Consider the following 22,884-nt stretch of genomic DNA (forward strand, 5'->3'; position numbering starts at 1 on the left):
CACGATTACAAGGATGGGAATGCTCAACCAACTACGGCCGGCGCTCTCAAAGGCCACCTCGCCGGTCGCGCACGCACTGGCCCGTACCGGCGTGACACCCAACACGGTCACGATCATCGGCACGCTCGGATGCGTCGCCGGCGCGCTCGGCTTCTACCCCTTCGGTGAGTTCTTCTGGGGGACGGTCGTCATCACGGTCTTCGTCTTCTTCGACCTGTTCGATGGGGCCGTGGCGCGGGTGACCGGGAAGACGAGCCGCTTCGGCGCGTTCCTCGACTCCAACATGGACCGCGTCTCCGACGCCGCGATCTTCTCCGGGCTGATCCTGCGATACGCGGGCAAGGACCACAACGACATGCTCCTGGTCTGCCTCGCGCTGTTCTGCCTCATCTCCGGGGTGCTGGTGTCGTACGCCCGGGCGCGCGCCGAGGGCATGGGGATCAACGCCACGATCGGCCTCGCCGAGCGCGGGGAGCGGCTCATCGTGAGCCTGGTCGCCATCGGCCTGGCCGGACTCGGCGTCCCGTACGTCCTCGCCGCCGGGCTCTGGATCCTCTCGATCGCCAGCGCTATCACCGTGGTGCAGCGCTACATCGTCGTACGGCGTCACGTGGAGGCCGGAGACCTCTCATGAGAGCGCGCGCGTGAGAGACGAGATGGCCGACTACGCCTACGCCCTGGGCTGGTCGGCCGTCCGCCACATGCCCGAGCCCGTGGCCCGCGAGATCTTCATGCTCATCGCCGACCGCGCCTGGCATCGCCGGGGCCGCGGCGTACGCCGCCTGGAGTCCAACCTCCGGCGCGTGGTCGGCGACGGGCCCTCGGAGGAGGAGCTGCGCGAGCTGAGCCGCCGGGGCATGCGCTCCTACCTCCGCTACTGGCTGGAGTCCTTCCGGCTGCCGTCGATGGGCCGCGAGCGGATCCTGTCCGGCATGCACATCACCGGCGTCGACGCCCTCTACAAGGACCTCGACGACGGCCGCGGCGTGATCGCCGCGCTGCCCCACATGGGCAACTGGGACCACGCCGGCGCCTGGATCGCGCTGTCCGGCACACCCTTCACGACCGTCATGGAGCGCCTCAAGCCCGAGTCGCTCTACGACCGCTTCGTCGCCTACCGCGCCGGCCTGGGCATGGAGGTGCTGCCCGCCTCCGGCGGCGGCGACGTGTTCGGCACGCTGACCGAGCGGCTGGCCGACGCCCGGCTGGTCTGCCTCGTCGCCGACCGCGACCTCACCGCGACCGGCGTCGAGGTCGAGTTCTTCGGCCGCACCGCCAAGATGCCGGCCGGGCCGGCGGCGCTGGCTCTGCGCACCGGTGCCGCGCTGCGGCCGGTCACCCTGTGGTACGAAGGAGACGACTGGTGCGTCCGGGTCCACGACGAGATCCCGGTGCCCGGTGAAGGCGCTCGCGACGACAGGATCCACGCGATGACGCAGTCCCTGGCGCACACCTTCGCCCAGGGTGTCGCCGCCCACCCGGAAGACTGGCACATGCTCCAGCGCGTCTGGGTGGAAGATCTGTGACAGCGACATGAGAAGAGCGAGCGGCCAGTGAGGATCGGCATCGTCTGCCCCTACACATGGGACGTTCCCGGCGGCGTGCAGTCGCACGTCCGCGACCTGACCGAGGCGCTGCTCGCCTTCGGGCACGAGGTCTCGGTCATCGCCCCGGCCGACGACGACGCGCCGCTGCCGCCGTACGTCGTGTCGGCGGGACGTGCGGTGCCGGTGCCCTACAACGGCTCGGTGGCGCGCCTGTCCTTCGGGTTCCTGTCCGCGAGCCGCGTACGCCGCTGGATCCGCGAGGGGCGGTTCGACGTGCTGCACGTGCACGAGCCGGCCTCGCCGTCGCTGGGCGTGCTCGCGTGCTGGGCCGCCGACGGCCCGATCGTCGCGACCTTCCACGCCTCCTTCGAACGCTCGCGCGCCCTGTCGGCGGCCGGCCCGATCCTGCAGAGCGCCCTGGAGAAGATCACCGCCCGGATCGCCGTGTCGGAGAAGGCGCGCAAGACGCTGGTCGAGCACCTCGGGGGAGACGCCGTGCTCATCCCCAACGGCGTCACGACCGAGCGGTACGCCATGGCGACGCCGCTGCACGGCTGGCCCGGCGACGACGGCGCGCTCGGCTTCCTCGGCCGGATGGACGAGCAGCGCAAGGGCCTGCCGGTGCTGCTGCGCGCCTTCGAGACCCTCGGCCGCGAACGCCCCGGCCTGCGGCTCCTGCTGGCCGGGCCGGGCGACGCCGACGAGATCCGCGCCAAGATCTCCCCGGAGCTGCGCGAGCGCGTGGTCAACCTGGGCCTGGTGAGCGAGGCCGACAAAGTACGCGCGCTGCACTCGGTGGACGTCTTCGTCGCCCCCAACACCGGCGGCGAGAGCTTCGGGATCGTGCTCGCCGAGGCGATGTCGGCCGGCGCGCCGATCCTGGCCAGCGACATTCCGGCCTTCAACCGCGTGCTGCTCGGCGGCCGCGCGGGCGCGCTGTTCCCGGTCGGCGACGCGGCGGCGCTGGCCGCCGCCGCGGCCGAGCTGCTGGACGACGCCCCGCGCCGCAAGCAGCTCTCCGACGAGGCCAGGGCGGCCGTACGCGCCTACGACTGGTCCACGGTCGCCCGCGACGTGGTCCGCGTCTACGAGACCGTCGCGGGCGACACCGGCGTGGTCGAGATCTCCCAGAGCCGTCCATGATCGAGCTCATCCTCAACATCGCGCTGCTGGTCGCCGTCCTGATCCTCCTGGGCGTCTACGTCTCCTGGCGCGCCACCCGGCTGGACCGGCTGCACGTGCGGCTGGAGACCGCCCGCGCGGGCCTGGACGCCGCCCTGGTCAGGCGTGCGGCGGTCGCCCTCGAACTCGCCGCCTCCCGCCAGCTCGACCCGGCCACGAGCCTGCTCCTCGCCGCGGCCGCCCACGAGGCGCGCATCGCCGACGGCGACAACCGGGAGTTCGCCGAGAGCGACCTGTCCCGGGCCCTGCGCGCGGTGGTCGACCAGCCGGACTTCCGGGCCACGCTCGCGGCCCGCCAGGACGGCCCGGCGCTGATGGAGGACCTGGACGCCGCGGTACGGAAGGTCTCCTACGCCCGGAGCTTCTACAACAACGCGGTGACGGCGACCCGCGCGGCCCGGCGCAAACTGCTGCCACGCGTCCTGCCGCTGTCCGGCCGGGCCCCGCTACCGGAGTTCTTCGAGATCGACGACGCCCCTCCGGAGACCTGACGGCGCCCCACCGACGATCACTCCGGGGAATCCGGTCGTTCCCGCGGAACGGGCGGCGTCGCCTTGTGGTCGTGTGACCCGGGGGGCCAGACGTAGACATGTCCGGCCCCTGCGGCGCCGCCGTGCGAACGGTCCCTGACGAACGACAGACCGACGTCCAGCGTCTCCTTCACGATCTTCCTGTCGAGCGCGGGGCTCGCGTGGTGGAAGTACTCGATGTCCAGCTCGGCCCGCCGTCGCAGGTACGCGTCGCTCTGCGGGGCGAGGCCGACGCTCTCGTTGCCGAACATGCTGATCAGCCCCGGCCGGGTGCCCGTGTAGGCCTCGTACCACTCCCCGAACCGGGAGGGGCCCAGGACACGGGCCATGGTCTCGATGTCGCCCGCCAGCAGGGGGCGTGGCCCGACGAGCGACATCTCCCCCTTGAGGATGTTCGCCAGCTGCGGGAGCTCGTCGATGGTGAACTTCCGGAGCACCCTGCCGACCGTGGTGGCCCGCGGGTCACCGGAGCCGAGGCTGGCGTCCGTGCCCCTGGCGCTGGTCATGGTGCGGAGCTTGTGGATCCGGAACGGGACGCCGTCCTTGCCGACTCTCCACTGCGAGAACAACGGCGTACGCCTGTCCTCGAGGAACTTCAGCGACGCGCCGGCGGCGACCGGAATCCCGCAGATCGGAAGGAGCGCCGTGGTCAGCTTGATGTCCTGCCGCCGCTTCCCGGGGCTGTTCAGCCAGTACGGCCCGGTCGCCTCCGCCGCCGCGGTGCGCCGGAGTCCGGCCCCGGACACCGTTCCGGCCAGTTCGGCCCCGAAGGCCACGCCGAACCCGGTCTCGGCCGCGTGTTCCAGATCCCAGCCGTCGCCGCCGGCCCATCCGGCGGCGGCCACCGTCGCGGTCCCCACGCTCCCGTCGATGACGAGGCGAGGCGCGACGCTCTTCCAGCCCGGCGACGCGTACGCGTCGGCCAGGCCGGTCAGCGCCGGCGCTCGCCGCAGCAGCGACGGCAGGCTCGCGTGCGCGCCGCCCATCATGGCCCCCGCGGCCATTCCCTGCCACACCGCTCCGGCCAGTTCGCGCAGGTCGACGTCGCCGGTGCGGAACAGCTGGTCGATGACGTCCAGGCCGCCGGAGAACGCGGTTCCCAGCGCCGCCTCGCGAATGATCCGCAAGGTGACGCGCAACGCCAGGCCCTCAAGCCGGATCAACGGTGTCAACGCCGCCCCGGACAGCGGGCCGAGGACACTCGCCGCCGAGATCAGAGCCAGCACGAACGCCGACGAGGCCAGGAAGTGCCACCGCGCCTTGACGGTCGCGTCGGCCGCCGTCTGGCAGTACGCGGCGAGCCGCCCGGACCGCCGCCGCAGATCCTCCAGCCACCCGTCCTCGCCGTACACGGCGCGCGCGGCCGACCCGAACGCGTCCGTGGCGGCTCCGGCCCCGCCGGTCGTCACCCACCGGGTGTAGGCGGCGACGTCCACGGCCGCCTGGTCGGCCACCCGCCCCATCGCCATCGCGGCGTCCCGCAGCGCGTTCATGCCGTCGAGGTCGCCGTCGGGCCAGGTGCACCCCACCCCCACCGCCTCGAAGAACCACTGCGCCTGACGCACGAGCGGCGGCGCCGGCACCGTGGACGGCAACCCATGGGGGGTCTCCGGCAGCGCGTACGGCGCGGGTGCTCGGGGCGGTCGCGGTCCGGCGAGCCGCCGGCCGCCCAGCCCGTCCGCGATCACGCCGTCCGCCTCGGCGTACCAGGCCCCGGCGTCGGCCAGCCCGGCTCCCATCTCCCGTACCAGGTTCACGGCCGCGACCAGGTCATCCAGCAGGTCGTCCCGCGGTCCGACGAATCCGGGTGCCCCCGCCTCGCCCTCGAACAGCGCCTTCCCGAGGTCATCGCTCCCGAACGGACACGCCGTCACCGCCCGGCAGAACGCGTCCACGCCGCGCGCCAGGTCCCCGGAGGCCGCGCCGACCCCTTTTCCCGCGCCGGACCACACCTCGGGCACGACGCTGAATCCCGGCATCGGACCCCCTGATCGCTGTAGGACGAAGCAGCCACGCACCCTAACGTCCCGCGATCGGGAGACACCCCTTCCGGGCCCCTGTGACGGGTGAGCGGAGTGTGGCCTGCCGGCCTCGCCGAGAACGGTCCGGCCGTCCCGCGCATCGGCTAGCCTCGCGAACGCGGAACGTCTGATTTGTGCGAGGAGGTCCAGCTAGTGCGCTGTTCACGCGTCGCGCCGGCGGTCACCGCCGCGCTTGCAGGCACCACCCTCGTGGCCTGCTCCAACCCGCCGGAAGAGGCCGCCACGGCGCCGCCCCCGGCGGCCTCCGAGCCGGCCCCGACTCCGTCGGCCACGCCGACCGTGCCGGCCCCGGCGAACCCCTTCACCGGTACCGATGCCACCCCCGGCCCCGTGCTGGCCGTGAAGATCGACAACACCCGGTCCGCCAAGCCGCAGCTCGGGCTGCGTTCGGCCGACATCGTCTACGTCGAGCAGGTCGAGGGCGGCCTCAGCCGGATCATGGCCGTCTTCTCCTCCAAACTGCCCGCCCGCGTCGGGCCGGTGCGCAGCGCCCGCATCTCCGACCTGCACCTGCTCCCGCAGTTCGGCAGGCCGGCCTTCGCCTACTCCGGCGTACAGGGCAAGATGAAGCCCTACGTGGCCGAGGCGCCGCTGCTCGACGTGTCCCAGGACCGCTCGAACACCGGCTACCTGCGCGCCGGATCGCACCCGGCCCCGTACAACCTCTACGGCACGCCGAAACGGCTCCTCGCCCGCGCGCACGGCGCCTCGAAGGCCTCCGACATCGGCTTCCGCTTCGGCCCGGCGCCGGACGGCGGGCGTACGGTCAAGAGCTTCACCGCCCGCTATCCGGCCGCCTCGCTCCGGTTCCGGTGGTCGGCCAAGGACAAGCGCTGGCTGGTCACGCAGGACGGCTCGCCTGACCGCGCGGCCGAGGGTGGCCGGCTCGGCGGCCAGACGATCGTCATCCAGAAGGCCCACACGACCCGTTCGCAGTTCCACGACTTCCTCGGCAACTACACGCCGCTGGTCAAGACGGTGGGCAAGGGGAAGGCGACCGTCCTGCGCGACGGCAAGGCCTACGACGCCCGCTGGTCCCGTGCCTCGGAGAAGGACGGCACGACCTTCACGACCGCGTCGGGGCGGCCGATGACCTTCGCCCCGGGTCAGGTCTGGGTCGTCCTCGTCAACGACGGGAAGCCCACCACGCCCTGAGCCCGTCACAGTGTCGGTTCACAACCTGATTCTTGACGCATTGGCAGGGGCGAATCGCCCCTTACCTGGCTCTACCATGGAGACGACCGCTTGATCGACATTCTGAAGAGGTAGCGCCGTGTCCACCGCCACTCCTGATGCCACCACCGACCAGTCCAGCGCCGTCCCCGAGACCGGCACCGCCCGGGTCAAGCGGGGCATGGCGGAGATGCTCAAGGGCGGCGTGATCATGGATGTCGTCACGCCCGAGCAGGCCAAGATCGCTGAGGACGCCGGAGCCGTCGCCGTGATGGCCCTGGAGCGCGTGCCGGCCGACATCCGGGCCGAGGGCGGCGTGTCGCGTATGAGCGACCCGGACATGATCGACGGGATCATCGCCGCCGTCTCGATCCCGGTCATGGCCAAGGCGCGCATCGGCCACTTCGTCGAGGCGCAGGTCCTGCAGGCGCTCGGCGTCGACTACGTCGACGAGTCCGAGGTGCTGACCCCGGCCGACTATGACAACCACATCGACAAGTGGGCCTTCACCGTCCCCTTCGTCTGCGGCGCCACCAGCCTCGGCGAGGCGCTCCGCCGCATCACCGAGGGCGCGGCGATGATCCGCTCCAAGGGCGAGGCCGGCACCGGCGACGTGTCCAACGCCACCACGCACATGCGGCAGATCCGTCAGGAGATCCGGCGGCTCGGCTCGCTTCCCGAGGACGAGCTGTTCGTCGCGGCCAAGGAGCTCCAGGCCCCGTACGAGCTGGTCAAGGAGGTCGCGCGGGCCGGAAAGCTGCCGGTGGTGCTGTTCACCGCGGGCGGCATCGCGACGCCCGCCGACGCCGCCATGATGATGCAGCTCGGCGCCGAGGGCGTCTTCGTCGGCTCCGGCATCTTCAAGTCCGGCGACCCGGCCAAGCGCGCCGAGGCGATCGTGAAGGCCACCACCTTCTACGACGACCCGGACGTCCTCGCCAAGGTCTCGCGCGGTCTCGGCGAGGCGATGGTCGGCATCAACGTGGCCTCGCTGGCCGAGGGCGACCGTCTCGCCGGCCGCGGCTGGTAACTCCCGGGTGTCCCGTCCCGGCACGAGGCGCACTCAGTGCGTGGTTCGGTGCCTGATGTCGGATCTCCTCTCCACAGCGGGGGAGTGGCGGGCTACTCTGGGCGGCGGCTGAGACGACGGCGCCGAGGTACGTCCGCACGCCGCAGGAGGGGACGACGCGCATGGGTTGGTCGGTCGCGTTGGCGTGTTCGAGCGTGGAGGATCCCGGCCGGGCGTTCCGGTCCGGGCTGGCCCAAGATCCTGATGCCGCCGCGGCGCTGGCCCGGCGGCTCTACCCCCGGTCCACGGTCGCCGAGACGGGCGACACCGTGCTCGACTTCGCCATGTGGCCGTACGAGGACGAGCTCTTCGTCGGCGCGTACGGCCACGCGCTCGTCGCCTGCGACCGCCGGCTCTTCGGCGTCGACGACCAGGCGCGCACGCTCGCCGACGAGATCGCCGGGGCGCTTCCGGGCGCCTCCTGCGGCGTCTTGGTGCTCCACAGCGTCGTGTCCGGCTGCTGGTTCCGCTGGTACGAGGACAACCGGCCCCGGCGCGACGTCTTCGTGACGGCCGACGACGGCGTGGTCGTCGACCTCGGCGACCGGCTGCCCGCCGAGGCGCCGTTCTGGAAGGCCGTCGACGACGGCGCGTCCGACGTGCCCCTGCCGTTCGACTACGAGGAGTACGGCCTGGCCCTGGCGCGCGAGCATCTCTTCGGCCGCGACATCGCCGAGCGCGCTCCGGACGGCTTCCTCGCGCTCGAACTCCCGCTGCGCCGGTTCAAGATCGGCTGAGCGCAGGGAAGCCCGGCGGGCGCTTGGAGCGTTGTCACTGACACTAAGCTCAGAGGAACTCCCAACGCGAAGGGCTGGTCCGTGGCTGCTGTCCCGACGGTCGGTGTGCTCGCACTGCAGGGCGACGTCCGTGAGCATCGCCGGGTGCTCGAGTCCTGCGGCGCCGCCACGGCGGTCGTCCGCCGGCCCGAAGAACTCGACCGCGTCGACGCTCTGGTCATCCCGGGCGGTGAGTCCACCACGATGTGGCGGCTCGCCCGCACGTTCGAGCTCCTCGGCCCGCTGCGTAAGCGCGTCGAGCAGGGCATGCCCGCGTACGGCTCGTGCGCCGGGATGATCATGCTGGCCGACCGCATCATGGACGGCGTCGCAGGTCAGGAGACTATCGGTGGCATCGACATGGTCGTACGCCGCAACGCGTTCGGCCGCCAGGTCGACTCCTTCGAGAGCGACGTGGAGATGGACGGCCTCGACACGCCGTTTCACGCCGTCTTCATCCGGGCGCCGTGGGTCGAGTCGATGGGCGAGGAGGCGCGGACGCTCGGCCGTGCCGCGACCGGCGACTCCGCCGGTAGGATCGTCGCCGTCCGGCAGGGCCATCTCCTCGCGACGTCGTTCCATCCCGAGCTCACCGGCGACTCGCGCATCCACGAGTACTTCCTCGCGATGGTGAAGGGATCGCCCTGAACTCTCGCTCCCCCGGGGGTGGGGAGCCACGTTCGGGGCGGATTCCCGTCGCGCCCACGCCGCGGCAGTGCAAGCACGACTTTTCTGAGATAGGAGGAAGGGGCGCAGGTGCTTCGGCTGGCCGAGGCCGCGCCCCGCAAACCAGATGAGTGGCCACTCCAAGTGGGCGACGACGAAGCACAAGAAGGCCGCGGTTGACGCGAAGCGGGGCAAGCTCTTCGCCAAGCTCATCAAGAACATCGAGGTGGCGGCCCGCACCGGCGGCGGCGACCCGGACGGCAATCCGACGCTTTACGACGCCATCCAGAAGGCCCGCAAGAACTCCGTTCCCCTCGACAACATCGAGCGGGCACGCAAGCGCGGCGCGGGTGAGGAGGCCGGCGGCGCGGAGTGGCAGACGATCATGTACGAGGGCTACGCGCCCGGCGGCGTCGCGGTGCTCATCGAGTGCCTGACCGACAACCGCAACCGTGCGGCCTCCGACGTACGCACCGCGCTGACCCGCAACGGCGGCTCCCTCGCCGACCCCAACTCCGTCTCGTACATGTTCGCCCGCAAGGGCGTCATCATCCTGCCCAAGGAGGGCACGACCGAGGACGACGTGATGATGGCGGTCCTCGACGCCGGCGCCGAGGAGGTCAACGACCTCGGTGAGTCCTTCGAGGTGATCAGCGAGGCGGGCGACCTGGTCGCGGTGCGCAAGGCGCTGCAGGAGGCCGGTGTCGACTACGAGTCCGCCGAGGCCAACTTCCTGCCCAGCGTGAGCGTGCCGCTGGACGAGGAGCACGCCAAGAAGGTCTTCCGCCTGCTGGAGGCCCTGGAGGACAGCGACGACGTGCAGAACGTCTTCGCCAACTTCGACGTCTCCGACGAGATCATGGAGAAGATCGACGCCTGACGCGCGACGCCTCACCCCGCCTTCCGGGGCGGGGGAGGCGTGCGTGACGCCGATGCCGTAGCGTCGTGGCCTGTGGAGATCCGTTCACTCGACCCCGGCGACATCGACGCGGCGCACGACCTCCAGGTGCGCGCCTTCGGCCCGAAAAGCGGCGACAACATGCGGGCGCGGACGCTGCGGACCGTCGAAGAGGGCCGCATGCTCGGGGTCTACGACGGCCCCCGCCTCATCGCTTCGGCCTTCTACCACGCGCTCGACCAGTGGTGGCACGGCCGTCCCGTGCCGATGGGCGGCGTCGCGGGGGTGTGCGTCTCTCCCGAGGACCGCGGCCGGGGAGTCGGGCGACGGCTCGCCGCCGCCCTGCTCGACCTCATGGAGGGCCGGCCGCTGTCGGCCCTGTTCCCGGCCACCGCCCCGGTCTACCGCGCGGTCGGCTACGAGCACGCCGGCGCCCAGCACCTGCTCACCCTGCCGCCCGAGCCGCTGCGCACGCTCGCCGCCGGCCCGGTCAAGGTACGCCGCGCGGGTCCGGCCGACGCGGCCGAGGTCACCGCGCTGATGCGGCGGCTGCACGCCGAGGCGCGCCACAACGGCCCGATCGACCGTGGCGAGACCTTCATGCGCCAGGTGCTCGAGGACGAGAAGGTCTTCGCCTACCTGGCCGACGACGGCTTCCTCGCGTACGGCTGGGACGGCGGCCCCGAGGCGCTGGCCGTGCACCGCTGCGTCGCCGGGTCGCCCGAGACCGCACGGGCGCTGTGGGCCGTGGTCGGCTCCGGGTCCTCGACGGCCCTGACCGTACGCGCCTGCGTCGAGCCGGACGACCCGCTGCTGTGGCTGCTCCGCGACCGATCCGAGGACGAGGTCCGCCGCGTCACGTGGATGCTGCGGGTGCTCGACGCGCCCGCGGCCGTCGCCGCGCGCGGCTTCCCCGAGGGCGTCACGGCGGAGGTCTCCCTGGTCGTCGAGGACGAGACGCGCCCGCGCAACGCGGGCGCCTGGCGGCTGACGGTCGGCGGGGGAGAGGGACGCCTCGAACGCGACTCCGGGGCGCGTGAGGCCGTACACCTGCCGGCCGGCGGCCTCGCCGCCCTGTACGCGGGCGTCCCGGTCGCGACGCTGCGCCGCGCGGGCCTCGCCGCCGGCGGCGAGGCGGCCGACCCGGTGCTCGACGCCGTGTTCGCCGGGACGCCGTACATGCTCGATTACTTCTGACCTGACCGCGACACGCCGCACCGAGCCGGGCCGCGGAGCGTGCGGGCCGAGTAGCCTCGCTGCGAACACATGTTCGGAGCCGGACATGGGCCGAGAGGAGTCTTCGTGCGGGTGCTGGGCGTCGATCCCGGGCTGACCAGGTGCGGAGTCGGCGTCGTCGACGGCGCGCCGGGAAAGCCACTCCGGCTGGTGAGCGTGGGCGTGATCCGTACGAGCCCCGGCGACGACATCGGCGTACGGCTGATCGGGCTCGAGCGCGGCATCGAGGAGCTTCTCGACGCCACCAGCCCGGACGCGGTCGCGGTCGAGCGGGTGTTCAGCCAGCACAACGTCTCCACGGTGATGGGCACCGCGCAGGCGGGCGCGATCGCGATCGCCTGCGGCGCCCGCCGCGGCCTGCCGGTCGCCCTGCACACCCCGAGCGAGGCCAAGGCGGCGGTGACCGGAAACGGCCGCGCCGACAAGGCTCAGGTGACCGCCATGGTCACCCGGCTGCTGCGCCTCGACGCGGCGCCCAAGCCGGCCGACGCGGCCGACGCGCTGGCCCTGGCCATCTGCCACGTGTGGCGCGGCGGCGCCCAGGCCAAGCTCCAGGCGGCCCGCACACGCCAGGGACGCTGACATGAGACACGAAGGGACGCAGGAGTGATCGCATTCGTCAACGGCCGGGTCGCCTCGGCGGGCCCCGACGGGGCCGTCGTCGAGGTCGGCGGGGTCGGGCTCTCGGTCCTGTGCACGCCGGCCACGCTCGCCGGGCTGCGGGTGGGTGACAACGCGCACGTGGCCACCTCCCTCGTCGTCCGCGAGGACTCCCTCACGCTTTACGGCTTCGCCGACGACGACGAGAAGACGGTCTTCGAGCTGCTGCAGACCGCCAGCGGCGTCGGCCCGCGCCTCGCCCTGGCGATGCTCGCCGTGCACTCGCCGAACGCCCTGCGCCGCGCCGTCGCCACCGAGGACGTCACCGGCCTGACGAAGGTGCCGGGCATCGGCCGCAAGGGCGCCCAGCGCATCGTGTTGGAGCTGAAGGACCGCCTCGGCCTGCCACTCGAAGGACGCGACGACGACGCGCCCGTGCCGTCCTTCGCCGCCGCCGCGTGGCGCGCGCAGGTGCACGCCGGGCTGACCAACCTCGGCTGGACCGCCCGCGACGCCGACGCGGCGGTCGACGCGGTCGCCGCCGACATCGACGGCCAGGACACCTCCGACATCGCCGCCCTGCTCAAGATGGCGATGAGGAAGCTGAGCCGATGACCGCCGTACGCCACGGAGGCCGCCCGTGACCGAGGACCGCTTCGTCTCACCCGTCGCCGACGGTGAGGAGAAGGTCATCGAGGCGGCGCTGCGGCCCAAGCGCCTCGACGAGTTCATCGGCCAGGCCCGCGTACGCGAGCAGCTGTCGCTCGTCCTGCACAGCGCCGTCCGCCGCGGCCGGCCGCCGGACCATCTGCTCATGTCCGGGCCGCCCGGACTCGGCAAGACCACGCTCGCGATGATCATCTCGAGCGAGCTGGGCATGCCCCTGCGCATCTCCTCCGGCCCGGCGATCGAGCGGGCCGGCGACCTCGCCGCGGTGCTGTCCACGCTGTCCGAGGGCGAGGTGCTGTTCCTGGACGAGATCCACCGGATGGCCCGCCCCGCCGAGGAGATGCTCTACGTGGCGATGGAGGACTTCCGCGTCGACGTCGTCGTCGGCAAGGGGCCGGGCGCCACCGCGATCCCGCTCGACATCGCGCCGTTCACCCTGGTCGGCGCGACGACACGGGCCGGGCTGCTGCCCGCGCCGCTGCGCGACCGGTTCGGCTTCGTCGCGCACATGGACTTCTACGAGCCGTCCGACCTCGAGCGCATCATCGACCGCTCGGCCCGGCTGCTCGACGTGCGGATGGAGCCGGCCGGCGGCGCCGAGATCGCCCGGCGCTCGCGGGGCACGCCACGCATCGCCAACCGGCTGCTGCGCCGCGTACGCGACTACGCCGAAGTACGCGCCGACGGCGTCATCACCGAGGAGATCGCGCACGACGCGCTGTCGCTTTACGAGGTCGACGCCGAGGGCCTTGACAGACTTGACCGCGCGGTTCTCCGCGCGCTGTTGCGAAAGTTCGGCGGCGGGCCGGTGGGGCTGTCGACACTCGCGGTGTCCGTGGGAGAAGAACCGGAGACGGTCGAGGTCGTCGCCGAGCCGTTCTTGGTACGAAAAGGCCTGATCGCACGCACTCCGCGCGGCCGGATCGCGACGCCGGGGGCCTGGCGGCACCTCGGAATCACGCCACCACCCACGGTTGAAGGTACGCTTTTCGAAGTGACGGAGGAGTGACGAGGAACTTCCCGGCGTGCTGAGGCGTCACCTCGTTGCCGGGGTTTCGTCAACTCCTTTACACTCCGGAGCTTGTCGCCGTCGTCAGGCGACACGCCTTTCGCACGCGAATCGTCGGCGGCGGGCTGAACACACATATCGGAAGGATGCCCCGGTGCAGGGCAACACAGAACTAACAGCGCTCACCCAGCTCGCTGCTCAGAAGAGCAATCCGCTGGTCACGCTCTTGCCGGTGATCCTCATCGGCGTCGTCTTCTATTTCCTGCTCTTCCGCCCGCAGCGCAGGCGGCAGCAGCAGCAGCAACAGATGCAACGGCAGATCGAGCCCGGTCAGCGCGTCATGACGACCGCGGGCATGATCGCCGAGGTCGTCGTCGTCGAGGACGACGCGATCGTCCTCGAGATCGCGCCGGGGGTCGAGGTCCGTTTCGTGAAGCAGGCCATCGGCCAGGTGCTGCACGACGACGAGGAGATCGAGGACGAGACCGAGGCCGAGGGCGAGGAGCCGGAGGAGTCCGAGGAGTCCAAGAAGTCCGCCGAGCTCGAGCCCGCCGAGGCGGAGCGTGTCGAGGCCGAGCGCGATGAGATCCCGGAGGCCCGGGAGACCTTGCAGGACGATGTCGAGGCGAAGACCGAGACTCTTCCCGGCGCGACCGGGAAGAAAGCCGAGGACACGCCGTTGAGCGAAGGCGAAGACAAGTCCGGCAAGAGGCCTTCGGCCTGACCAGAGCCTGACCGCAGACAAAGGACGAAAGACGACCGTGGCTCCGCCAAACAGAAACGTTTCGAGACCGGGGCGCGTGCTGCTCACGCTGCTCGTGATTGCCGTAGCCCTGGTGGGCCTGATGTTCTGGCAGGGCCAAAAGACGCCCAAGCTGGCTCTGGACCTGGCCGGGGGCACCACCGTGACGCTCACGGCGGAGCCCACGAAGGCCGGGGCCAAGATCGGCGACTCCGAGATGTCCCAGGCGATCAACATCATGCGCGAGCGCGTGAACAGCCTGGGCGTCTCCGAGGCCGAGGTCACCAAGCAGGGCAGCAACGTCATCATCGTCCAGGTGCCCGGTCAGGGGCAGGAACGCGTCGTCAAGCTCATCGGCACCACGGCCAAGCTGGAGTTCCGGCAGGTCATGGTCGCCGAGCCGGTCGGCGTCCCGCAGCAGGCCGCCACGCCGACGCCCACGCCGACCCCGACGGGCAAGGCGTCCAAGGGCGCCAAGACCCCCAAGCCGTCCGGGTCGCCGTCCGCCAAGGCGTCGGCGACCGCGTCGCCCAAGGGCCGCGCGCTCGCGAAGGCGCTGACCGCCCCGACGCCCAAGCCGTCCGGGTCGGGCAAGGCGGCCACCCCGGCGCCGAGCGCCTCGCAGTCGCTGACCCCCGAGCAGCAGCAACAGCTCGAGCAGCAGCTCGCTCAGCAACAGCAGCAGCAGGCCGGCGCCGAGGACTTCACCGGCGTCGACCCGGCCGTCAAGGCGCAGTTCGACAAGCTCACCTGCACGGGCAACGACGTCGGCCAGGGCCAGACGTTCAACCCGGCCAAGCAGGCCGCGGTCTGCGCCCGGCCCGACCCGAAGACGCACAAGAGCGACTACAAGTTCGTCCTCGCCCCGACGCAGATCTCCGGTGAGCAGGTCACCAAGGCGCAGGCGCTCGCGCCGGACCCGCAGTCCGGCCGGGTCCAGTGGACCGTCAGCCTCGACCTCAACGGTTCCGCCACCAAGACGTTCGCCGACTTCACCCAGAAGGCCGCGGCGCTGGGCGAGAACAACACGCGCAACCACTTCGCCATCGTCCTGGACGGCACGGTCTACTCCTGGCCGAGCGTCAAGGAGGCCATCACCTCCGGCAACGCCCAGATCGAGGGGCAGTTCACCCAGCAGGACTCCACCGACCTGGCCAACGTGCTGAAGTACGGCGCGCTGCCGCTGAAGTTCAACCAGAGCTCGATCGAGTCGGTCTCGGCCACACTCGGCAAGGACCAGCTGTCCGCCGGCCTGATCGCGGGCGCGATCGGCCTGGGCCTCGTCGTGCTCTACTGCCTCTTCTACTACCGCGGGCTCGGCTTCGTCGCGATCTCCAGCCTGGTCATCGCGGGCTGCCTGACGTACGAGGCGGTCGTGCTGCTCGGCAAGTTCATCGACTTCCGGATGTCGCTCGCCGGCATCGCGGGTGCGATCGTCGCGATCGGCATCACGGCCGACTCGTTCGTGGTGTTCTTCGAACGACTACGTGACGAGGTGCGCGAGGGCCGGAGCCTGCGCACCGCCGTCGAACGCGGCTGGCACCGCGCCCGGCGTACGATCATCGTCGCGGACGCGGTCTCCTTCATCGCCGCGCTGCTGCTCTACTGGTTCGCCATCGGAGGGGTCAAGGGCTTCGCGTTCACGCTGGGGCTGACCACGCTCATCGACGTGATCGTGGTGTTCTTCTTCACCAAGCCGCTCGTGACGTTGCTGGCCCGTACGAAGTTCTTCGGTCGCGGCCACAAGCTGTCCGGACTCGATCCGAGCACACTGGGTGTGGGCAAACGCACCACCGTCCGCCCGACCAGTGCCAAGGAGGCCTGATGTCACGCCTGGGCAACATCGGCGGCCGGCTCCACCGCGGCGAGATCTCGCTGGACTTCGTGGGGCGGCAGAAGACCTGGTACGCCGTATCCGGCCTCATCCTGGTCGTCAGCATCGCCTCGCTGCTCACCCTCGGCCTCAACTTCGGCGTCGAGTTCAAGGGCGGCACGGTCTTCCAGTTCCCGAGCAAGCCGGGCACCACCACGTCGGACGCCCGTAACGCGGTCACCGACGCCGGGGTCGTCAAAGAGGACCCCATCGTCCAGAAGACCGGCACCGGCTGGCGCGTCCAGACCGAGACCCTGACCTCCGCGGGCGTGACCGCCGTCCAGAAGTCGGTGCAGACCAAGTTCGGGCTCGCCAAGCCCGACGACGTCAGCCCGCAGACGGTCGGCGCCAGCTGGGGTAAGGACATCTCCAAGAAGGCGCTCGAAGGCCTGGTCGTCTTCCTGATCGCCATCGTGGTCTATCTGTCCATCGCCTTCGAGTGGCGGATGGCGGTCGCCGCGCTCATCGCGCTCGCGCACGACATCCTGATCACGATCGGCGTCTACTCCCTCGTGCAGTTCGAGGTGACGCCGTCCTCGGTGGTCGGCCTGCTGACGATCCTCGGTTACTCGCTGTACGACACCGTGGTCGTCTTCGACAAGGTCCGCGAGAACACCCGTTCGCTGACCACGTCGAACGCCATGACCTACAGCCAGGCGGCCAACCTGGGCCTCAACCAGACCCTGGTCCGGTCGATCAACACCTCGGTGATCGCCCTGCTGCCCGTGGGCGGCCTGCTGTTCATCGGTGCCGGCATCCTGGGCGCGGGCACCCTGAAGGACCTGGCGCTCGTCCTCTTCGTCGGCATGCTGGCCGGCGCGTACTCCTCGATCTGCATCGCCACGCCCATCCTGGCCGACCTGCAGGAGCGCCAGGACAAATACCGCACCCTCGCCAAGCGGGTGCAGGCCAAGGCGACCAGCTCCAAGCGCCGGTCCAAGGCGGCGACCACCGAGGTGCCGGGCACCGGCACCGGGGACGAGGCCGGCGAGGAGCCGCAGGACACGGTCCCGGGGGACGACGACACCGGCGAGACGACCTCGGTCGGCGCCGGCGGCATCCGGCTCGTCCAGCAGGGGCCGCGGCAGCAGCCGCGGAAGGCCGGGACCCGTGGCCGGCCCAGCGGCAAGAAGAAGCGCTGACCTCTTCTCGATTGCGCAGTCCGGCGGGCGATACACCCCGATACAAGGGGAGTGTCGCCCGCCGAAGCGTGTACGGTCATAGCGGCGTCCGGGGACTGATCGTTCTTCCTCCCCGAGGCGCCGAGTTCTCATCGCGCCGGGCCCGGCGAAGTGCCGTCAAGGAGGATCGTGACCAGTCGCCCCGTCGACCTGACGCAGCTGATCACCGACCACATCAGGGAAGTCCCCGACTACCCCAAGCAGGGCGTGGTCTTCAAGGACATCACTCCGCTCCTCGCCGACCACACCGCCTTCGCGGCCGTGGTCGACGCCATCGTCGCCCACTACGGCAGGGGGACGATCGACAAGGTGGCCGGCGTCGAGGCGCGCGGGTTCATCCTCGCCGCCCCGGTGGCGTACCATTTCGGCGCCGGGTTCGTCCCGGTCCGTAAGAAGGGCAAGCTCCCGGCGGCCACCTACGCGGAGAGCTACGACCTGGAGTACGGCGCCGAGACGATCGAGGTGCACCAGGACGCCTTCGCGCCGGGAGAGCGGGTGCTCATCGTCGACGACGTCCTCGCCACGGGCGGCACGGCGCGTGCCGCCGCCGATCTCGTACGCCGGACCGGCGCCGAGGTGACCGGGTTTTCGGTCCTGATGGAGCTGGGCTTCCTGCACGGTCGCGACAAGGTCGGCGACCTCGACGTCCACGCCCTGGTGACCGTCTGAGGTCAGAGCGCGGCGAGCGCCATCAGCAGCACGACGACGGCCAGGGCGAACAGGGCGAAGCTCCCACGCGCCTTGGCGCCCATGCCCTGATAGCGGTCGTACGGCTCGTACGGGCTGTCCTCGGACACGACGACGGTCATCGAGTCGCCGCGCTCCTGCGGCACGCTCGACGCGTTGACGATGGTGGCCTCATAGGTGCGTTCGCCCAGGTGGTAGCGGACGATCGGGGTCACGTCGTACGTTCCGGCGGCCCGGCGGGAGGGGCTCGCGAGAGTGTCGACGACCTGGGCCTGGAGCTCGGCGCCGGTGCGCCGTGCGCGGAGGTAGGCGAACTCACGGCGGCCGGCACGGGCGACCCCCACGAGAGCGAACGCCATCAGAGTCACGGCGATCACGAGAAAGACCATGAACCTGATCATGCACGTACGGCAGCCCGGAAGACGACGGACCCCCGGTTCCGGCGCGTACGGCGGAGGCCCCGGCCCGCGCCGGGCTTCCTGCGGTTCGGGCCGGAATGGCGGATCGGCGCCGACTGGAATTCCGCGCCCGCTAAACTGGTCTTCCAATGCAGGCATGGGGAGGCTGAGTGCCCGGTGAGGTGGTGTCAACCGACGCGGCGTCCGATGCCGCTCTGACGCCGCGCATCGAACCCCATACGCTCCCGGCGCCACAGCCGGACGGCACACCCGCTTCCGCAGCGGACGAGGGTGATCGCTCTCCCTCGAGCCCGACTGCGCCCTCGGCCGCCCGGGTCCGCCGGCGGCTCGCCCGGCTCGGCGCCCAGCGTGGACCCATCATGAACCCTGTACTCGAACCCCTGATCAAGACGCTCCGGAACACACATCCCAAGGCGGACGTGCGTCTCGTCGAGCGCGCCTACGACGTCGCGGCCCACCATCACCGCGAGCAGAAGCGCAAGAGCGGCGACCCGTACATCACGCACCCGCTCGCGGTCGCCACGATCCTCGCCGAGCTCGGCATGAACACCGAGACGCTGTGCGCCGCGCTGCTGCACGACACGGTGGAGGACACCACCTACACCCTCGACCAGCTGCGGGGCGACTTCGGCGACGTGATCGCCGCCCTGGTCGACGGGGTGACAAAGCTCGACAAGGTCAAATACGGCGAGGCGGCCGAGGCCGAGACCGTGCGCAAGATGGTCGTCGCCATGTCGCGCGACATCCGCGTCCTCGTGATCAAGCTGGCCGACCGCCTCCACAACATGCGCACCCTGCGTTACCTGCCGCGTCACAAGCAGGAGCGCAAGGCCCGCGAGACGCTCGAGATCTTCGCGCCGCTCGCGCACCGCCTCGGGATGAACACCCTCAAGTGGGAGCTGGAGGACCTCGCCTTCCAGACGCTCTATCCCAAGCGGTTCGACGAGATCGCGCGGCTGGTGTCCGAGCGGGCGCCCCGCCGCGACGTCTACCTCCAGGACGTCATCCAGCACGTCTCCAAGGACCTGCGCGAGGCCAAGCTCAAGGCGACCGTCAAGGGCCGCCCGAAGCACTACTACTCGATCTACCAGAAGATGATCGCCCGCGAGCTGAGCTTCGAGGACATCTACGATCTCGTCGGCATCCGGGTGCTCGTCGACACCGTCCGCGACTGCTACGCGGCCCTCGGCACGATCCACGCGCGATGGAACCCGGTCCCCGGCCGGTTCAAGGACTACATCGCGATGCCGAAGTTCAACATGTACCAATCGCTGCACACCACGGTGATCGGTCCCGAGGGCAAGCCGGTCGAGCTGCAGATCCGCACCCGCGCCATGCACAACCGCGCCGAGTACGGCATCGCGGCGCACTGGAAGTACAAGGAGGAGACCGTCGGCGACGGCGGCCCCTCCGCGGGCAAGGCCGGCGACATGGCGTGGCTGCGCCAGCTCCTCGACTGGCAGAAGGAGACCACCGACCCGGCCGAGTTCCTCGAGTCGCTGCGCTTTGACCTGTCGGTCTCGGAGGTCTTCGTCTTCACCCCGAAGGGCCAGGTCCTCGCGCTGCCGCAGGGCGCGACCCCGGTCGACTTCGCGTTCGCCATCCACACCGAGGTCGGCAACCGTACGATCGGCGCCCGCGTCAACGGCCGCCTCGTCCCGCTGGAGTCCACGCTCGACAACGGCGACACCGTGGAGATCTTCACCTCCAAGTCGCCGGACGCCGGGCCCAGCCGCGACTGGCTCAACTTCGTCAAGAGCGCCCGCGCCCGCAACAAGATCAAGCACTGGTTCTCCAAGGAGCGCCGCGAGAGCGCCATCGAGCAGGGCAAGGAGTCCCTGGCCCGCGCGATGCGCAAGCAGAACCTCCCGCTGCAGCGCATGCTGTCCGGCGAGGCCCTGCTGACGCTGGCGCACGACATGCACTACGCCGACGTCTCCGCGCTGTACGCCGCGATCGGCGAGAGCCACGTGTCGGCGCAGAACATCGTCCGCAAGCTCGTCGACGCCCTCGGCGGCGACACCGCCGAAGAGCTCGAGACCTCGATCCCGACCCGCAAGCGCCGCTCCCGCCCGGCGGGCGACCCGGGCGTGGTCGTCGCCGGCGACTCGGACGTCTGGGTCCGCCTGTCCCGGTGCTGCACCCCGGTGCCGGGCGACGAGATCGTCGGGTTCGTCACCCGTGGCAACGGTGTCTCGGTGCACCGCGTCGACTGCGTCAACGTCACCAACCTGCAGACCCAGCCCGACCGCATGGTCGACGTGAAGTGGTCCCCGAGCGAGGACTCGGTCTTCCTCGTGGCCATCCAGGTCGAGGCGCTCGACCGCCCGCGGCTGCTGTCGGACATCACCCGGGTCCTGTCGGACCAGCACGTGAACATCCTGTCGGCCTCGGTGGCGACCAACCGCGACCGCGTGGCGATCAGCCGGTTCAGCTTCGAGATGGGCGACCCGAAGCACCTGGGCCACGTGCTCAAGGCGGTCCGCTCCGTCGACGGCGTCTACGACGTCTACCGCGTCACGAGCTGAACAACCGCGCCCCCGCGAACAGGCAGCACGCCGCCAGTGCCAGTGTGACGGCCGCGCCGGCCGCGACCGTGCCGTTGGCGTAGTGCCCGAGGAACACCTGCCGTACGGCGTCGACCGTGTAGCGGAACGGCACGACGCGGGAGGCACCGCCCAGCCAGCCGGGGGCGAGCGCCATCGGCAGCAGCAGGCCGGACAACAACATGAGGGGCATCACCGCCGTGTTGACCATCGCGGCGAACTCCGGCGGCGTCGCGACGCGCATGGCCAGCCCGTACGACAGTGCGGACAGCGCGCCGGCCAGCACGGCGACGAAGGCCAGCCCGGCGAGGACGCCGGCGAGCGGGGCGCGCAGCCCGAACACGAGGCCGACCAGGACCAGGACGACGGACTGCGCGACGAGCTGGACGACGTCGCGCAGGACGCGGCCGAGCAGGAGGGCGACGGGCCGTACGGGCGTGACCCGCATCCGGTCGATCACACCGAGGTCGCGGTCCATCAGCAGGCCGAGCCCCACGAACGTCCCGCCCAGCAGGGCGAGCTGGACGAGGATGCCGGGCACGAGGGTCTGCCAGGACGAGCCGCTCACGCGGAGGTCGAGGCGGGTCAGCAGCGGGCCGAAGAGCGCCAGGAACAGCAGCGGTTGGAGCATGCCGAACAGGAGCTGGGCACGGGAGCGGAGCGTCGCCCGCGCGTACCGGCCGAAGACGGTGCCGATGTCGGTGATCATCAGACGGCGATGGGGTCGTGGGCCGTGGTACGGCCGGTGATGGCGAGGAACGCGTCCTGGAGGCTACCGCCGCCGTGGCGGCTCTTGAGGTCACCGGGCGTGCCCTCCGCGACGACCGAGCCGGAGTCCACGACGACGATGCGGTCGGCGAGCACGTCGGCCTCGTCCAGGTAGTGCGTGGTGAGGAAGACCGTGGTGCCGCGCTCGGTGCGGATCCGGCGGACCAGGTCCCACAGCTCGGCGCGGCTGCCGGGGTCCAGTCCGGTGGTCGGCTCGTCGAGGAAGAGCACCTCGGGCCGGTTGACCAGGCCGAGCGCGATCTCCAGCCGGCGGCGCTGGCCGCCGGACAGCGCGCCGGAGGGCCGGTCCATCAAGGCCGTCAGGTCGAGGTCGCGGGCGAGCTCCTCGGCCCGCTCGCGCGCCGTCGCCCGGTCGAGTCCGTGCAGCCGGGCCTGGGTGGTCAGCTCCTCGCGTACGCCGCAGGCGGGGTCCAGGCCACCGGACTGGGCGACGTAGCCGATCCGCCGCCGCACCCTCGCGGTGTCGTGGACCAGGTCGTGGCCGGCGATCTCGGCCCGGCCGCCGCTGGGCGGCAGGAGCGTCGTCAGTATGCGCAGGGTCGTGGTCTTGCCGGCGCCGTTGGGGCCGAGGAGGCCGAGGATCTCGCCGCGACCGACGGTCAGGTCGACGCCGCGGACGGCGTGCACGGGACCGCCGCGGCGGCGGAGGTGTCGGTCAACACCGTCTACAACTACTTCGAGGCCAAGGAGGACCTCATCCTGCCGCCGGACCAGGCGTCCGCGCGGCGGCTCGCCGACATCGTGCGCGACCGGGCGGTCGGTGAGTCGGCCGCCCAGGCCGTCGTGGGCCGGCTACGCGACGAGGCACGCCGCCGCGACCGCCGCCTGGGCCTGACCGAGGGATTCGGGAGGGTCTACCGCATGATGCGCGCCGCCCCGACGCTGACCGCCCGGCTGGAGGAGCTCGGCCACCAGATGACGGAGGAACTGGCCGCGGTACTGGCCGAGGAGACGGCCGCCGAGCCGGACGACCTCCGGCCACGCGTGGTCGCCGCCCAGCTGGGAGCCTGCCAGGCGCTGGTATTCGCCGAGATCGGCGAACGCACCGGCGCGGGCGAACCCCCGGACACGATCGCCGCCGCGATCCTGAAGATCCTCGACACGGTCGAGGAGATGCTCGGCGACCCCGTACGCGACTACGCGATCAAAAAAGCCTGACAAGACGCGCGGAGCGGCACGTACGAGAGGCCGCCCACGTCTTTTGACGTTTCGCGCTGACGGAAGGGGGAGCGCCGAGGGCGATCTGGTAT

The 22,884-nt window shown here is 71.1% G+C and carries 23 protein-coding genes; 19 read left to right on the plus strand and 4 right to left on the minus strand.

Features of this window, described 5'->3' with window-relative positions; translation table 11 throughout:
* Positions 1-13: 13 nt before the first annotated feature.
* Genes pgsA through QWU11_RS35950 form a run of 4 tightly spaced genes read left to right on the plus strand, consistent with a single transcriptional unit; the run spans position 14 to position 3,220 of the window.
* Entirely contained in the window at positions 14-634 is a 621-nt protein-coding gene (gene pgsA, locus QWU11_RS35935; RefSeq protein ID WP_354670929.1) for a phosphatidylinositol phosphate synthase, read from the plus strand.
* A gap of 10 nt (positions 635-644) precedes the next feature.
* On the plus strand, positions 645-1,526 hold the full coding sequence (locus QWU11_RS35940) for a phosphatidylinositol mannoside acyltransferase (protein WP_290118975.1): 882 nt from the start codon (positions 645-647) through the stop codon (positions 1,524-1,526).
* Between the two features lie 27 nt (positions 1,527-1,553).
* A complete protein-coding gene (locus QWU11_RS35945; RefSeq protein WP_290118976.1) occupies positions 1,554-2,690 on the plus strand; it encodes a glycosyltransferase family 4 protein in 1,137 nt (378 codons plus the stop codon).
* On the plus strand, positions 2,687-3,220 hold the full coding sequence (locus tag QWU11_RS35950) for a hypothetical protein (protein ID WP_290118977.1): 534 nt from the start codon (positions 2,687-2,689) through the stop codon (positions 3,218-3,220). The genes QWU11_RS35945 and QWU11_RS35950 overlap by 4 nt, the downstream gene beginning before the upstream one ends.
* Positions 3,221-3,237: 17 nt before the next feature.
* Here QWU11_RS35950 and QWU11_RS35955 read toward each other — a convergent pair whose 3' ends face one another.
* Positions 3,238-5,238 carry a sugar transferase gene (locus QWU11_RS35955; protein ID WP_290118978.1) on the minus strand — a complete coding sequence of 667 codons (2,001 nt, stop codon included), beginning with the start codon at positions 5,236-5,238 and terminating at the stop codon, positions 3,238-3,240.
* A gap of 195 nt (positions 5,239-5,433) precedes the next feature.
* Between QWU11_RS35955 and QWU11_RS35960 the strand changes: the two genes are divergently transcribed.
* From QWU11_RS35960 to QWU11_RS36020, 13 genes are all read left to right on the plus strand, one after another.
* A complete protein-coding gene (locus QWU11_RS35960; RefSeq protein WP_290118979.1) occupies positions 5,434-6,456 on the plus strand; it encodes a DUF3048 domain-containing protein in 1,023 nt (340 codons plus the stop codon).
* 118 nt (positions 6,457-6,574) lie between these two features.
* Complete coding sequence (gene pdxS / locus QWU11_RS35965; RefSeq protein WP_290118980.1) at positions 6,575-7,504, plus strand: pyridoxal 5'-phosphate synthase lyase subunit PdxS; 930 nt, start codon at positions 6,575-6,577, stop codon at positions 7,502-7,504.
* 161 nt (positions 7,505-7,665) lie between these two features.
* On the plus strand, positions 7,666-8,280 hold the full coding sequence (locus QWU11_RS35970) for a hypothetical protein (protein WP_290118981.1): 615 nt from the start codon (positions 7,666-7,668) through the stop codon (positions 8,278-8,280).
* Positions 8,281-8,361: 81 nt separating this feature from the next.
* Complete coding sequence (gene pdxT, locus QWU11_RS35975) at positions 8,362-8,967, plus strand: pyridoxal 5'-phosphate synthase glutaminase subunit PdxT (RefSeq protein WP_290118982.1); 606 nt, start codon at positions 8,362-8,364, stop codon at positions 8,965-8,967.
* A 145-nt stretch (positions 8,968-9,112) separates the two neighbouring features.
* Positions 9,113-9,865 carry a YebC/PmpR family DNA-binding transcriptional regulator gene (locus QWU11_RS35980; protein WP_290118983.1) on the plus strand — a complete coding sequence of 251 codons (753 nt, stop codon included), beginning with the start codon at positions 9,113-9,115 and terminating at the stop codon, positions 9,863-9,865.
* Positions 9,866-9,937: 72 nt separating this feature from the next.
* Positions 9,938-11,080 (plus strand): GNAT family N-acetyltransferase, encoded by a 1,143-nt coding sequence (locus QWU11_RS35985; RefSeq protein WP_290118984.1) that lies wholly within the window; start codon positions 9,938-9,940, stop codon positions 11,078-11,080.
* A gap of 105 nt (positions 11,081-11,185) precedes the next feature.
* Positions 11,186-11,701, plus strand: coding sequence for a crossover junction endodeoxyribonuclease RuvC (ruvC, locus tag QWU11_RS35990; RefSeq protein WP_290118985.1), 516 nt, complete (start codon positions 11,186-11,188; stop codon positions 11,699-11,701).
* A 24-nt stretch (positions 11,702-11,725) separates the two neighbouring features.
* Positions 11,726-12,334, plus strand: a complete 609-nt coding sequence (gene ruvA / locus QWU11_RS35995; RefSeq protein ID WP_290118986.1) for a Holliday junction branch migration protein RuvA — start codon at positions 11,726-11,728, stop codon at positions 12,332-12,334.
* Positions 12,335-12,359: 25 nt separating this feature from the next.
* Complete coding sequence (ruvB, locus tag QWU11_RS36000; RefSeq protein WP_290118987.1) at positions 12,360-13,397, plus strand: Holliday junction branch migration DNA helicase RuvB; 1,038 nt, start codon at positions 12,360-12,362, stop codon at positions 13,395-13,397.
* Positions 13,398-13,551: 154 nt separating this feature from the next.
* Positions 13,552-14,121, plus strand: a complete 570-nt coding sequence (gene yajC, locus QWU11_RS36005) for a preprotein translocase subunit YajC (RefSeq protein WP_290118988.1) — start codon at positions 13,552-13,554, stop codon at positions 14,119-14,121.
* Between the two features lie 76 nt (positions 14,122-14,197).
* Entirely contained in the window at positions 14,198-15,964 is a 1,767-nt protein-coding gene (secD, locus tag QWU11_RS36010) for a protein translocase subunit SecD (RefSeq protein WP_290118989.1), read from the plus strand.
* Entirely contained in the window at positions 15,964-17,154 is a 1,191-nt protein-coding gene (secF, locus tag QWU11_RS36015) for a protein translocase subunit SecF (RefSeq protein WP_290118990.1), read from the plus strand. Before secD ends, secF begins: the two co-directional genes overlap by 1 nt.
* Before the next feature lie 168 nt (positions 17,155-17,322).
* The gene (locus QWU11_RS36020; RefSeq protein ID WP_290118991.1) at positions 17,323-17,862 is read left to right on the plus strand and encodes an adenine phosphoribosyltransferase; all 540 of its coding nucleotides are present in this window, start codon (positions 17,323-17,325) and stop codon (positions 17,860-17,862) included.
* A 2-nt stretch (positions 17,863-17,864) separates the two neighbouring features.
* Here QWU11_RS36020 and QWU11_RS36025 read toward each other — a convergent pair whose 3' ends face one another.
* On the minus strand, positions 17,865-18,257 hold the full coding sequence (locus QWU11_RS36025) for a DUF3592 domain-containing protein (protein ID WP_290118992.1): 393 nt from the start codon (positions 18,255-18,257) through the stop codon (positions 17,865-17,867).
* Between the two features lie 401 nt (positions 18,258-18,658).
* Between QWU11_RS36025 and QWU11_RS36030 the strand changes: the two genes are divergently transcribed.
* Positions 18,659-20,827, plus strand: coding sequence for a bifunctional (p)ppGpp synthetase/guanosine-3',5'-bis(diphosphate) 3'-pyrophosphohydrolase (locus tag QWU11_RS36030; RefSeq protein ID WP_290118993.1), 2,169 nt, complete (start codon positions 18,659-18,661; stop codon positions 20,825-20,827).
* Here QWU11_RS36030 and QWU11_RS36035 read toward each other — a convergent pair.
* Together QWU11_RS36035 and QWU11_RS36040 are read right to left on the minus strand one after the other, a co-directional pair.
* Positions 20,817-21,554, minus strand: coding sequence for an ABC transporter permease (locus QWU11_RS36035; protein ID WP_290118994.1), 738 nt, complete (start codon positions 21,552-21,554; stop codon positions 20,817-20,819). The genes QWU11_RS36030 and QWU11_RS36035 overlap by 11 nt on opposite strands.
* A complete protein-coding gene (locus tag QWU11_RS36040) occupies positions 21,554-22,261 on the minus strand; it encodes an ATP-binding cassette domain-containing protein (protein WP_290118995.1) in 708 nt (235 codons plus the stop codon). The genes QWU11_RS36035 and QWU11_RS36040 overlap by 1 nt, the downstream gene beginning before the upstream one ends.
* On the opposite strand from QWU11_RS36040, the gene QWU11_RS36045 reads away from it, so the two are divergent.
* Positions 22,256-22,792 carry a TetR/AcrR family transcriptional regulator gene (locus QWU11_RS36045; RefSeq protein WP_290118996.1) on the plus strand — a complete coding sequence of 179 codons (537 nt, stop codon included), beginning with the start codon at positions 22,256-22,258 and terminating at the stop codon, positions 22,790-22,792. The two genes, QWU11_RS36040 and QWU11_RS36045, sit on opposite strands and share 6 nt — an antisense overlap.
* Positions 22,793-22,884 lie beyond the last annotated feature (92 nt).

The organism is Actinomadura sp. DC4 (assembly GCF_030406325.1).
Lineage (GTDB): Bacteria > Actinomycetota > Actinomycetes > Streptosporangiales > Streptosporangiaceae > Actinoallomurus.

Coding starts and splice junctions, on each gene's coding strand:
- pgsA (WP_354670929.1), top strand. CDS start 14: ATGGGAATGCTCAACCAACTACGGCCGGCGCTCTCAAAGGCCACCTCG.
- QWU11_RS35950 (WP_290118977.1), top strand. CDS start 2,687: ATGATCGAGCTCATCCTCAACATCGCGCTGCTGGTCGCCGTCCTGATC.
- QWU11_RS35955 (WP_290118978.1), bottom strand. CDS start 5,238: ATGCCGGGATTCAGCGTCGTGCCCGAGGTGTGGTCCGGCGCGGGAAAA.
- QWU11_RS35970 (WP_290118981.1), top strand. CDS start 7,666: ATGGGTTGGTCGGTCGCGTTGGCGTGTTCGAGCGTGGAGGATCCCGGC.
- QWU11_RS35980 (WP_290118983.1), top strand. CDS start 9,113: ATGAGTGGCCACTCCAAGTGGGCGACGACGAAGCACAAGAAGGCCGCG.
- secF (WP_290118990.1), top strand. CDS start 15,964: ATGTCACGCCTGGGCAACATCGGCGGCCGGCTCCACCGCGGCGAGATC.
- QWU11_RS36030 (WP_290118993.1), top strand. CDS start 18,659: ATGAACCCTGTACTCGAACCCCTGATCAAGACGCTCCGGAACACACAT.
- QWU11_RS36035 (WP_290118994.1), bottom strand. CDS start 21,554: ATGATCACCGACATCGGCACCGTCTTCGGCCGGTACGCGCGGGCGACG.